This window comes from Legionella impletisoli, assembly GCF_900639875.1.
GTDB classification, from domain to species: Bacteria; Pseudomonadota; Gammaproteobacteria; order Legionellales; family Legionellaceae; genus Legionella_A; species Legionella_A impletisoli.
In genome coordinates, this window is sequence record NZ_CAAAIA010000001.1 from 392,205 (window position 1) to 405,837 (window position 13,633).

Below are 13,633 nucleotides of genomic sequence, written 5' to 3' on the forward strand. Positions count from 1 at the left end.
TACTTCAAGATGCTGGGTTGATCTTTGTTTTTGGCTTAATACAAAACATTATGCTAAAATTTCAAACATACACACCTACAAGTTATTCCTATGATCAAACTCTTGGAAGCGAGATCGACTGAGTCATTATCACTCATTGAACAACTCAATCGATTGATTGAAGAACCGGGCAATCAAATCCATCTAGTTATAAATGGGATTCTTACAGAGAGCGAGCTGTCGCAACTAGAAGAACGTATTCGAACTAAATCTCTTCCTATCCAAAAGCTCTCTCTTTACGTCAATCCAGAGTTGATTCAGGGAGAGCATTTTTTAAATATTCTCCAGGTATTGAATCACTCGTCTATCGGTTTAGAGTTAATTTTTGGTGAACATGAATCAGAGCATGCAGCGGAATTTTTAACAAATACAATCGCACCCACTGTTTCTTTTCCTTTACAAATAAAAGAAGAGCAAAATGGAAATCTTATCCCAATTACCTTAGAGCAATTTCAAGACACAATCATTGGAAACATCCAAAAAAGAAATAACCAAACGTCTACTGATGCCGCTGAAAGTGAGCTCCCTACTGAGAAGACAGAAAAATACAAGACTCAATTATCGCAAAAGAAAATAGCGCTCAAAGATTTAATTGCAAATAAACGCTTACGACAGCACGAACGCGCCAAGTTTGTTAGCTTTGAAGTACAACACGTTGAACAAGTGGAACAGCAAGTAGTGCAAGAAGAAGTTGTAGAGCAACAAGCTGAAGTCCAACTGAGTGAAATACAACAATACTCAGGACAACTCGTTGGTTTTGAAGCATTTCAAGCCCCACATTATAGACGAATGGTTGAACTTGGGGTTCATGATCCCAAAGCCATCGAATCTTTATATGATCTACTCAAAAAAGAATTGTTTGCTAATTTACCTCATGCGATAAAATATCTAACACCCTCTGCAGCAGAACAATTGGCTCTGAATTTGCCGGAGTTAATTACCTTAAATAAAGATAATTTGCCCCAAGGGTTTTTCTTAAAAAAAACTGATATTGGCGAATGGGTTTTAGATTATGACACTTATTTAGAAAATGAAAACGCTAATCCCTTTACTCCCTCTGGCTTTCCTCCAGATGCAGAGATCGATCCAATTTATGCGATCAAATTTCCAGCAAATGCGGCACGAGAGTGGATGGGATATGTGTCTCCTTCAGAACACCCCAAACATAATGACTTAAATTGGAATGCCCTTCTTTCCGACTCTAAATTGCTTAGCGCTGAAACACCAACCGCTCTGATTAATCTATGGATAAAGTTTGGGGAAGATGGGGTTAAGCAATTTTTTAGTCAACTTAAATCAGTCTATGAAAAACAACCAGGCATCGTTTCATTTTTACTTCATAACTACCTTGCCTATATCCCGCAATGGGATCATCTGGTCAATAGCGAGTTCTTTAACGTTCTTGAACGGATTAGCCATTATGATGAGCCAAAGCTTACCTGTTTTAAAAAATTTCTAGAACATACCGGCTCATCAAGGCATGACTTAACCAAAACGGTTGCGGGGTTTGAGTTATTCTGGAATGAATGGCAACACTTATGTGCTCAACATCGTGTATCCACCGCAGCAATTAATACAACTTGGTCCACTCCACAAGGCGGTGAGCCAGTTGTTTACATGGAAAGATTATTATTTATACTTAAAAATGCTCGTTCTTTAGAGGATCAACTCAAGGGCCTAAAAGACCTCACGTTGGATAATTATGGAGCTTATTACGCTGCTAAATATGAAGGGTTTAGGTCGGTCGCAGCTGTAATGGACTTTGATTACGATTATGAAAAACTAAGTCAAGAGCCTTTTAATCCCAATTTATTTCTTTACCGTACTGATCTGGAAACACTGGCAGAATGGATTAACTGGGAAATATGGAATGATTCTAAAATCTACCCAGACCGTTATGATTTCTATTTAGTTGACTGTGACCAAGAGAGCATTCCAGAAGATCAATTAGAACAATTAAAGCAGTCCAATCAGGCTATTCCTTTTGACAAAGGCAAATTTACACCACCCTTTAAACTATTTTACAAATTTGATAAATCAAAAGAATATCGATTGCTTTTTACGGACAACAACCCGATTCCGATTGATAATTTTAAGGCTCTTTCGCTTCGCTTTATAGGGCAGCAAATGGCTGGGATTACGGTAAGTTCCTTAACAGAGCAAATCGATGACTTTATCAATCAAAACTTTGGACGCTCATATAAAACTGAATTTCATCATAGCTTACGGCTATTTTCCGAAAAATTACTTGCAACGACCTTATGTTTTATAACGCATGAGCGTTATACAGGTAAGCCTTTAGAGGGATTATTTACAAATATAAAGCATGCTGATATTCACCGAGATGTGCTCTATGATGCCATTCGAAATCTCCAAAGTCTTTATAAGCGTGATATTAAATTAAATGATGACGAGGCTCGTCGAATTCTGCGACTCATATCGGACATGAATACCTATGAGTTTGAGAGTACAAAGATTAACAAACTGGCAGTAATTGATGGTCTGTTTAATGAATTAAAAAAGAATAAGTATGCCACGTTTAAATTTCTTAATTATGGTTGCAGTGGTCCCTTTCATACCTTTTATGCCATTAAAACTTGCAATTTTTTTGCAAAAGACTCCGATATTGCGCAGTTTTATCAGGATGATTTATTGCTATTATCCTCTTTTTTAGGAAGTGAACTATTTTATGAGGGTAAAATTGATGAGAAGCTTAAAGATGAGCTTAAGCAAGTAAAAGAATATCTACGTCAATCAGCCGTAACAGAAAGCCCCAATAACTTACAATACGCTATACAACGAGTTATCCATGCCCGTAAACGGTTGACCTACACCGAATTTATCAGCGCATGTCAAGAAATTAGCAAACTCGAAACGTTTGATGCCTCAAAGGTCGATGAAATTCTTATACGCAATAAGATTAAGGCAAATCAACCGTCACCGATGACTTTTTTTAGCGGCGAAGGCCTTGATTTAAGAAAACCAATGCAAGAGCTCATTCTCGTACTGGATAAGTTGGAAGACCATGAAAAACCACTCTCTGACAGTGAACTATCATCCATGTCGATGGAGGAGTTGCAAACCCTATTAAGTGAAAAGTGGTTAACCTCAGGCACATTGCTCTCGGTTGTCGCAAAAAGTGCTGTTAAGCGTATATTAACGTCATTAAAAGAATTATGCATCCAATCAGCTTTTAAAATGCCTGGGGCTAAAGGATTGCGTGAAGAGTTAGCCAAGAAGTTGCAAGGACTACCTGATTTTCAATCTTATCAAGATTTTGAACGAGTCAATCAAATACAACTTCAAGCTAAAACGCTCAGTCATTTGACTGAGCAAATTCTTAACAATCCCTTTGTTAAGCAACATGAACAAGCTTATATCGCTTTATTTAAGCGCGTAGATTTTTCTAAGATGCGCTATGAATCCTTCTACTCAGCGCTTTTTTTATTAAGCAATATGCCAGGAAGAAATTACCTATCTTTGGCGAACATGGTTTTTGGCAATTCAAGCCTTGTTGCTAATCCTAAACGATTTACTCTGCTCATTGATATATTAACGCTAGGCAATAGTCATTGCTTGCCTTCCCAGTACCTTGAAGTATTAGCTCGACTAGCCGTAACCACAGAAGAAAATGAAGGGCTTTACTTACTCACTGGGAAGCTTGTTGCTCTCTTTGAAAAGGACAATAAGGATCCAATATTTGAGTTAGTTATGTCTCAACCGGATCTCAGTTATCAGAATATCAACAAGCTGATTCAGATAACAGACGGTATTGAAAACCATCGCGATAAAATTGCGATGTTATTTGTTCGTTTTAAAGGAAACCAAGAATGGGAAACATTATTAGATGGATTAATAAGCTGCCCACCAAATTCACAACATAAAATTCTTGAAATAATCAGTCAAGGTCATGCACTTTGCCGCACCAACTCTATTTTAAAAAGCGTCAAAGAGTACGCGACGCTAATTAATCACTTAGCTAAATTGTCTAAGGATAATCTGGACCGGTTATATACTTTTTTTGAAACCACACCCGTCAGTGCGGACTGTTTATTCAATGCTTTGCAAGCACCAGACGTTAATGACGATTTTGAACACTTTCTACTGGGATTTGAAAAAGAACCCTTTGGTCCAAGAGATCTTCCAAAACAGTACGATACGTCTGAAGTTGAGCGGGTAGTAAATGCATCAAGAGACTTAGTAAACAACACTCCTTTTCCTTATCTGTACCGCAAACAACTCATGGAAGCCTTTTTATTTGTTAATGATATTGGCCATGACTTACCTGTTTATAACCATAAACCCGCAAAAGACTTAACCAACGCTGAGTTGGCCGAGTTGTTTTCTAGCCTCAAAAAGGATACCCAGCATACACCTTTTCAAAAGCGATTGTTGGCGTTAGGTTTGATGCGTGAGGCCATGTATCGAAGCACCGGCGAGCTTCCCTATTCAACCCAAATGCTTGCGATAATTGATGCCATGATGCATCCAGGCGATGTGATTTCCAATATTGATACCGGGCAAGGCAAAAGTCTCATTGATGCAATGAAAGCCGTTCTTTTATGGCTGGATTCCTCACGCGTGGATGTCAGTACCTCCTCACTGGTCGATGCAAAACGAGACCTTGCGAATTATGGTCCTTTTTTTAAATTATTAGGAATACCTTTTTCACAAAATCCCATCAGCTCCACCTCGTCTCTTGAAGATTTTCAAACCGAAGGGATTAATTACAGCACCTTTGCTCAACTTGCATTGTTTTTCTCTAAAGCAAAAGTTATGAATCATTCCTTCGATACACCAGAAAGCCGGGTATCGTTAGTGGTGAACGAGTCTGATTATTCCATTTTGGATGATAATACTATCTATCGCTTTGCCTCTTCCGATGGGGCTGGCGTCAGTTTTGGTCAAGAATGGATTTATTCAGCCATCAATGAGTTTGTATCCAGACCTGAATTTATTAAACAAACTGAAACGAGTGCGCAGGAAGACATCGATGATTTGAAGGCGTATTTAAAAGTTAAAGCCAAAGCGTTAAAAAAATCCCCAAAAATTGTTTCAAAATTCAGCGATGCGCAATATTTATCCTGGTTGGAATCAGCGCTTATTGTGAATTATCAATTAAAAGAAAATGAAGATTTTGTGATTCCGGATGAGCCTCTGAAAAAGAAAATTAATGGTAAAGAAGTCTCGACAAAAGTAGCCAAGGTTCTTATGAAAGATGGCAAAGTTAGCCCTGATTCAACCTTTGGGAACGGAATACAGCAACTTCTTTATGCACGATTGAACCAAGAAAAAAACTCGAATGACTTTGTGATTGAGCCACAACACAAAACCATTATTTCATCAAATAATAAGAATTTACTTGCCTATTATCGCTCAAGAAAAGGGTATATTTGGGGCTCATCAGGGACAGTTGGTTCAGATCTTGATATTGATTGGCAATATAAAAAATATGGCTTTGATTTTTCAAAAAGAGAACCACATCAAAAAAATCGGGTTCAATTCCATACCCCTATTCTATTGCCCAGTGAAGATGAGCAATATGCTGAATTAAGCAAACGATTAATAGAGACTTCGCCAAGTGATTCAACTGCGCCGAATCTTATTTTTTGTAAAGACATTGAGTCCGCGAAAAGACTGTATCGTAAGCTCAGTGACGACAATGACAAAGAACATCCTATGCAACTTTACATTGGCCTAGGACAAGAAGAAGAATACATCCGTCATGCTGCGATACCTGGCATGATCACCATAACCACCTCTGCACTCGGTCGAAATACGGATATCCCTTATAATAGAGACATTGGTCTTAATGTATGGCATACGTATGTTGACTCACCCCGCAGTATGGGGCAAAAAGCTGGTAGAACGGGAAGACAAGGTTCACAAGGTCAGGTGCATTATATTTTAAATCAAGAAGATCTTCATGATAAAAGCATCGAGGAGTTCAAGACCGCCGTGGACGAGCAGTTAGCCTCTGAGCGTAGCCTTAACGAAGAATTATATGATGTGCTGGGATATTTATTAGAACAACTAGACAACATACCATCAGAACAGTTTATCAGAGGAAAATCTGAATTCCTAACAGATGCTTGGGCAAAGTTTAGCAAAGAAGTCGAGACGCGATTTAGGGAAAGTAAACGGGATTCACAGTATAATAAAGAGCAGTTTATCACAGAAACGCTTAATGACTTTAACAAACTGGTTGAAGCCGAACTCACCAAAAAGCTTGTGATATCAGTAGACGATTTAATCCGCTTAACTGAGCAGGAATACGCATTTAGAGAAAAATACAGACACTATGATGTTGACGTGCGATTTAGTGATTGCACCCCTACCACTGTGATTGCGTGTCAACTTTTGCCTTTTACCATGGAAGATGCTGCTCCAGAGGTAACAAAACAATCTATTCAAGCAAAACTAGAAAAACTTTTTGCAAGTAAAACCCAAACGCTTTACCAAAGCGCACAAGATTATCTTCACTATTTATTTACCAACCCCTCTACCCAGGAGATCGTTGTAAGCGCGCATAAAGAATTTCTAACCGATTATCTTCGTCATCAGTCAAAAAGACAAAATTTTGTAGCCCGTTGGCTGGGTTTTGAAAGCAATCTTAATAGAATTACCAGTAACCAAAATTACTTACTCATGTTTCAAGCGTATGCCAATCTAGCTGATGGACCCGTTGTAGATATAGACGTAATGAAAACAGCTATCATTGCTCTTTTGGACGAATATCTAGATACCGGCTGGTTTATCAGTAAAAGTAAGCGAGAAGCAGCACTCGGGCTGAAAGAGCAGGTTCAGCAAACAAATTCTGTGGAAGACATCATAGCCGCTTTAAGCCAAAGTCAAGTAGACATTGCAACAAAAGATATTAAAGCAAACCAAAGCTCTACGTTTCGAGCCATTAAGCCCGTTAATTTCTTCGGACACAGCCGATTTCAAACCACTTTAAATCGAGCGATCAATTTAATTGCATCGTTAGGGGCCAAATCAGATGTTGATGTGCTCACCTCCGGTTTGACACCATTACTGAGTGATTTGACAGATATCTCCCTTTCTTCTGATATCACTTTAGATGATTTAAAAATAATGGCTTCATCTAAAAAACCCCTCAAAGGCAACGCAAAAGTCTTAGCTACAAGTCTTGAAAATGCCATGAATATCCAAAGTCAAAAACCACCTGAAGGCATGATTGGCAGGAATGGCCTCTTTCAATCACATAAGAAACAGAAAGAATATATGAAAAAGAAAGAAGGCGATGAGAACACACCCCCTAAACCTAGCCATAACTCGTGATCCACGAAAGCAATAAAGGCAATTTTTCTCTTTTTGATGGATGCTATCTCCATTAGGAATTGTTTCACGGATTAGTCCATCATCCTTGTTAACTATTGTTTTATTTCTTGGTTATCTCTAATATCAGGGCATTTGTTGGGCTTCGCTTCATTTTGCCCTATCTTACTTAAAGATAAATACAGTGGAGAAAAAAATACATGAAGACTTTAACCAAAGAAAAACAGCGTAAAATCACCCCTAATGAAGCCATTGAATTACTGCGCCGAGGAAACGAGCGTTTTTTGAACAACTTGCGACTTAACCGAAACCTTTTACAACAAGTGAATGAAACTGCAGAGGGACAATACCCATTTGCAACAATTTTAAACTGTATTGACTCGAGAACCCCCGCGGAATTAATTTTTGACCAAGGTCTTGGAGATATTTTTAGTGTTCGCATTGCGGGAAATATCATTAACGATGATATTTTGGGTAGCTTGGAGTTTTCCTGTAAATTGGCGGGTTCAAAGCTCATTATGGTATTAGGCCACACAAGCTGCGGTGCTATTAAGGGCGCGTGTGATAAAGCTGAGCTTGGGCACTTAACCACATTACTGAAAAAAATTGAACCAGCAATACATGAAAAAAAATTACAAGAATCATCCAACCCAGAATGTAATTTAGAATTTATTGACGACGTCGCTAAATTAAATGTTAAACACAGTATGAAAGAAATAAAAGAAAAGAGTCCTGTTTTAAAAGAGCTAATTGAACAGGGGCAAATCGGTCTCATTGGTGGCCTATATGATATCGCTACGGGTGAAGTGGATTTTTTTGAGTAATCTTTAGGGTCTATTGACCCTACTCTCTCTTTTATCTGAAGTAGGGGATCAAATAGAACTTCTGAAAATACTAGAAGTCCTAAGCCATGCCTCGAGTCGATATCTTTTCTTATTTTCTCCATTTTAATGTTTTAAAGGACTAATGTTTAGTTGGTCTGTTGGAGATATGTTTTTATTAGAACTATCAGAATTGCCAGGTGTAAATAATCTGTATTGACTACTCTGTGTTTGAGGGTACTCATGGCAGAGGTATCCAAAGTCTGGGCTAAAGCGTTAGTATTTAAGATATTGCTCGAGGAAGGATCGTTTTTACTCCTAACGGCTAATTCTTCTTGCTCTAAACGTTGTTTCATCGAAACTTGATGATTCTAGAGAAGTTTGTTGGGATGGTTCATTTTCTATTAAGGAGGTATCGTCTCGCTCAGAGGTCAAATCCCCAAAAAATGTCATTGCATTACTGCGCGCGTGATGTCTAACGCGATTGTGTCGGATTTCTGTTGGCTCTCTATTAAAGTGGATAGCGTTTGACATAGCATTGTCCCCCATATTTAAAATAAGATCACTCGATGGGATTTACTGAGACACATGGTTCATAATGATTTAGTCATATTTTTTAGCGTAATTTTCTCTTATATTTTTTCATAAGGCATGCCTTAGGCTTTTTTCCTTTTTCCTATGTCTACCTAATAGAGCAAGCAATACGATCGCACATAAAAAATCCAATATAATTAACCCTAGCCCTCGTTCATAAACATGTAAAGAATATCCTGCAAAATTTAAAATCGTTGCTATAACTGAATGCTTGTCGTCAATTAACCAAGCTATCAAGTTATTTTTAAGGGTTGATAAAATAATACTGAGTACAATCATGATTGCTGTCATGGTTGCCAATGAATTATTATCCGATAACTCCCGTAAAAAAGAGTAACTGAATGCCGCCACACCTAATAAAATCCCTATAACCGCAATAAAGAAAATCAGTAATGGCTCATTTATCTCTGGTGAATAAATCATGACGATGTAAAACACCATTGCAATTGATGTTGCTAGTATCATACAAGAAATTTTGTGATTAATTTTATTGTATAAAGAAGAAAAGAAAATCACTCCAATTGCATAGAATATAAAAAACGAGGCGCCGACTAAGCTTGCGTGCTCAGCAGACTCCGAAAATCGTATCATGATAAAATGAATAGCCCACAAGCTAAAAAAAGAATACATCGGTATTTGTAATAAACCAAAAGAAAGCATGACTAGCCAAATCTCTTTTTTGCCTAACTGATGCATGACGTTCGATAAAATAAGAGATATTTTTTCCTTTTTTTCCATCTCCCTAGCATTATCTTTCGGGAAATTACGAATAATCAAAAACATCAGCACCGCTAATAGAAGGGCAATAAATCCGGCCAAAACCACCAAGTGGCGCCAATTTACATTTTGTATCCATACCGATAAGAGGCCCTCGCCTAAAAAGGCCCCTAGACTACCAACGGCAATGGTTATACCCGTTAGCATTTGAAAATATTCTTTTTTAAACCAACTATTGATTAATTTTACTGACGCAATTATTCCAATTGGCGCCCCCACCCCCATGAGCGATCGTGAAAATTCAAGCTGGCTTAAGTCAGGTGATGATGCAAAAACAAAACAACCAGCGGCCATAAATAATGCACCTAAGGTGAGCATTATTCTTGCCCCAATACGATCAATTAGAAAACCGCCCAAAAGCTGCATCACGATAAAGGTATAAAAGAAAGCATTACTAATATCTGAGAGTTGCATCATATTTAAATGAAACAATACAACCAGCTTAGGAGACAAACCGCTTATTGAAAGTCGCAAAAAATACTGATGAATAAAAAATAACATGGCTAGAAACCAAATACTCCAAGGTAAAGCGAGTATCAATCCTTTTCTTATAGCCAACCATCGAAACATTTGAATTGCCTTTTGCAATAAGATTTAAGTATCTTAAAACAATTCTCAAACATAATAAAATCTCACATCCACCTAGAGGATTAATACACTATTTAGCAGCTTACCCTTGCACGATCGGTTATGTTTACCACCTTCATTCAAACCATGATCCATACAAAAAGAACTCAAAACAGGACAAACGCATTTAATTTTTGAACATTACACGCTTTTTTTGCCTACTTCCCCTTGTTATGCAGGGTATCCAGTCGATCTTGAGTGAAGTTCAGAGCTGGATTCGCCCACAAAGACCATAACGCGGATTGGTTTTTATTTAATGCTATTAGATGCGTTTACCCTAAAACCAATAGGTAAATAATTGAAAAAACTATTCAATTAATATACAATTGTGCTTTTATTACTCTGCGTAGTATATTTATGGGTAAATTAACAGCTTCTACAAAACCAGACAGTACTCGATTTTTTAAACACAAAAATGCTAAAAAAGCAAAGTCAATACGCCACTTTAAAAACAATATACATCTCTTAGCCAACCTCGGCATCAAAAATATGACGGATAATAACTATATTTCCTCTCCTATTGATAAACCTGATTTATTTTCTGTAAGAATCGTTCATCTTTTAAAAAAACATGCTGGACAGGGTTTATTTGCGGAAAAGGAAATCTCCGCTAACACATGGATAGGAGAATATACTGGTCAAGTATTTACACACCAGGAATTTGATCGGTATTTAGAAACCACCCCTGACGCTGACAGAAGTTATGCTATGATGATAGCTGATAAAATTATTGACGCTCGCATTAAGGGTAATTTTACTCGTTATATTAATTTTTCAGATAATCATGCAAATGTAGAATTCGTAAGTACTCAACTTGATAACCAAGAACGAGTTATATTAGTAGCAACAAGAAGAATAGCGCCTGGTGAGCAGCTATTAGTAGATTATAATACCTACGATGAGCGTGCCTCGAAATATTTTTATTTTTTAAATGCTCAGGATACCTGGCTTTCGACATTAGAATTTTATGAGGCCCACAGAAACCAGTACGAAAAACAAACCAGCCCTGAAGCCATTGATGCTATCGAATTAAGCCCAGGACAAAGTTATTATTCCACTCCCATCGGAAAACGAGTTCTTTGCAATGAGCCACTAACCTCAATTGGCCAAGTCTTCGCAGATGAAGTCAACCTTCCTTATATAAGATTAATGGATGATGTAATGATTGATGCCCTAGAGGCAGATTTATTCACACCTTTGATGGTTGCCTGTTTATTAGGTCAAGTCAACAATGTGGACTGGCTTATTCTGCATGGTGGGGAGGTTAACCAACAACAGAATCATTCAGGCAATTGCCCCTTATTTTTTGCGTTAAAAGGCTACAAAGAACACGCATATCAAAAAATGCTTTATGTTGATATCATAAAAATTCTAATCGCCAATCAAGCCAAGGTTACGGTTCATGATCGCCAAGATAGGACATTTATTCATAAGGCATGCTCAATTTTAAACACCGATGATTTCGAAGAAGTCATGCATTGGCTATCTCAAACGTTAGGTACATCCTATAAAGAATTATTTACCTATCTTAACCAAGATAATGAAGACATTTTAATCCATTGCCTTAATACTAGAGATTTTGCAAAAGTTTCCGTTCTGCTGGTCACTTATCCCCAATATTTCGAAGAAAATTTTTATCAAGGTGAATCCCAAGAAATGAATCAAGAGGCATTTAGAAAAGCGATTAATTCTTTTTCTGAAGATGAAAAAAATGAAGTTGTAAAAATTTTAACTTGCAATTGCATCGAAGTAACGCTTGAATTTCTTGCCGAATTTAATTTAATGACGTCAACTCATCAATATAGAAGATAAAAAAATACGACCTGGACGCAGGAAGCCTCCCGGTCGTGATCATGACGGGTTCTTTTAACGACAAGGGAAGACTTTCAGAAATCTTTCTCTTCGTTAATTCTTAAAGTTGCGCTTACCAAAGGATTTTAGGTTAGGTTTTCTAGCTCCGGGACTTACTTTATTAGCGGAAAAATTTTTCTTAGGTTGAGAAGAGTGAGTTCTGTTTGGTAAATTGTGATTAGGTTCAAAATCTTCGATTTCAATTCGCTCTAATTTGCGCTTTATTAATTTTTCTATCGCCATTAACTGCCCGATTTCATCGGCGCTCACTAAGGATATAGCGCGTCCTGACGCACCGGCACGCCCTGTTCTTCCAATGCGATGAACGTAATCTTCAGCCACTTGAGGTAAATCATAGTTAACCACACAGGGTAATTGATCAATGTCGATACCTCGAGCAGCAATGTCTGTAGCGACCAGAATATGCAGTTCCCCCGACTTGAAATCCGCCAATGCCTTAGTACGTTGAGATTGTGATTTATTGCCATGTATAGCTGCGGCATAAATATGTGCTTCAGCGAGTTGTTTCACAAGCTTATTTGCCCCATGCTTGGTACGCGAAAATACGAGCGTTTGTCCCCACTTGTTTTTATGAATTAAATGACTGAGAAGTGCTGATTTACGGCCTTTGTCGACGGGATGGATAATTTGTTTAATTGCAGCGACCGTCGTGTTACGAGGCGTTACTTCAATTTCTAGCGGATGATTTAAAATTCCTTTCACTAAAATGCGAATTTCCTCTGAAAACGTAGCTGAAAACATTAGATTTTGTCTGTTTTTGGGTAATAATTTGATAATTCGTTTAATATCATGAATAAAACCCATATCGAGCATGCGATCGGCTTCATCCAAAACCAAAGTATCTACTTCCTCCAGATTTACCGCACGTTGCTGATGTAAGTCTAATAAGCGGCCTGGGGTCGCCACTAGGATTTCCACACCACTTCTTAATTTCATCATTTGCGGATTAATTTTCACTCCACCAAATACAACTGCAGAGCGAAAATTTAAATAATGTCCATATTGTAAAATACTCTCGTGAACTTGTGCAGCCAACTCTCGAGTAGGTATTACTATTAAAATTCGAGCCCGATTACTTGTGGCGCGTGGTTTATCAACGAGTTTTTGTAAAATGGGTAAAACAAAGCTTGCTGTTTTCCCAGTGCCTGTCTGCGCTGAAGCCAGAACATCCTTTCCTCTTAAAATGGCGGGAATAGCTTGGAATTGTATCGGGGATGGATCTTGGTAGCCTAATTCACTAATGGATTGTAGCAACGGATCAATCAAGCCTAACGCTTTAAAACTCATATTGTTTCCTTGAAATATAGTGCACTCACACTGAAATATTTAGTCTTGCTCAATTCAATGTGATTATTTTTGAACCAATAGTATCATGGATGTAGAGCAATAAGCCAACAATAAGGTTAGGGGGAGCAACAAATACATAAAACATCTTGAATAATATACCAGGTTAATACCCTTGGTCGGTCAAACGTCAGTGTTGTTTTAGTGGCCACTTAACGACAGAAAAAAACTTGTTTAATGTTTATTATTATTGAACAATATTATGAAACGAAACAACACGGGAAGTTTTTTTTATTTTTAGATTATCGTTCTTAATTTAA

At 37.7% G+C, this 13,633-nt stretch carries 6 protein-coding genes; 3 read left to right on the top strand and 3 right to left on the bottom strand.

Features of this window, described 5'->3' with window-relative positions; translation table 11 throughout:
- The first annotated feature begins 90 nt into the window (after positions 1-90).
- Together E1O41_RS01855 and E1O41_RS01860 are read left to right on the top strand one after the other, a co-directional pair.
- The gene (locus E1O41_RS01855; RefSeq protein WP_131775602.1) at positions 91-7,341 is read left to right on the top strand and encodes a hypothetical protein; all 7,251 of its coding nucleotides are present in this window, start codon (positions 91-93) and stop codon (positions 7,339-7,341) included.
- Between the two features lie 197 nt (positions 7,342-7,538).
- A complete protein-coding gene (locus E1O41_RS01860) occupies positions 7,539-8,162 on the top strand; it encodes a carbonic anhydrase family protein (RefSeq protein ID WP_131775603.1) in 624 nt (207 codons plus the stop codon).
- A gap of 315 nt (positions 8,163-8,477) precedes the next feature.
- Here the strand turns inward: E1O41_RS01860 and E1O41_RS01865 are convergent, their stop codons facing one another.
- On the bottom strand, positions 8,478-8,693 hold the full coding sequence (locus E1O41_RS01865) for a hypothetical protein (protein ID WP_131775604.1): 216 nt from the start codon (positions 8,691-8,693) through the stop codon (positions 8,478-8,480).
- Positions 8,694-8,801: 108 nt separating this feature from the next.
- Positions 8,802-10,100 carry an MFS transporter gene (locus E1O41_RS01870; protein ID WP_131775605.1) on the bottom strand — a complete coding sequence of 433 codons (1,299 nt, stop codon included), beginning with the start codon at positions 10,098-10,100 and terminating at the stop codon, positions 8,802-8,804.
- 414 nt (positions 10,101-10,514) lie between these two features.
- On the opposite strand from E1O41_RS01870, the gene ankI reads away from it, so the two are divergent.
- Positions 10,515-11,969, top strand: coding sequence for a Dot/Icm T4SS effector AnkI/LegAS4 (ankI, locus tag E1O41_RS01875; protein ID WP_131775606.1), 1,455 nt, complete (start codon positions 10,515-10,517; stop codon positions 11,967-11,969).
- Between the two features lie 93 nt (positions 11,970-12,062).
- On the opposite strand, the gene E1O41_RS01880 is transcribed toward ankI, so the two are convergent.
- Complete coding sequence (locus tag E1O41_RS01880) at positions 12,063-13,316, bottom strand: DEAD/DEAH box helicase (RefSeq protein ID WP_131775607.1); 1,254 nt, start codon at positions 13,314-13,316, stop codon at positions 12,063-12,065.
- Positions 13,317-13,633 lie beyond the last annotated feature (317 nt).

Coding starts and splice junctions, on each gene's coding strand:
- E1O41_RS01870 (WP_131775605.1), bottom strand. CDS start 10,100: ATGTTTCGATGGTTGGCTATAAGAAAAGGATTGATACTCGCTTTACCT.
- E1O41_RS01860 (WP_131775603.1), top strand. CDS start 7,539: ATGAAGACTTTAACCAAAGAAAAACAGCGTAAAATCACCCCTAATGAA.
- E1O41_RS01880 (WP_131775607.1), bottom strand. CDS start 13,316: ATGAGTTTTAAAGCGTTAGGCTTGATTGATCCGTTGCTACAATCCATT.
- ankI (WP_131775606.1), top strand. CDS start 10,515: ATGGGTAAATTAACAGCTTCTACAAAACCAGACAGTACTCGATTTTTT.
- E1O41_RS01855 (WP_131775602.1), top strand. CDS start 91: ATGATCAAACTCTTGGAAGCGAGATCGACTGAGTCATTATCACTCATT.
- E1O41_RS01865 (WP_131775604.1), bottom strand. CDS start 8,693: ATGTCAAACGCTATCCACTTTAATAGAGAGCCAACAGAAATCCGACAC.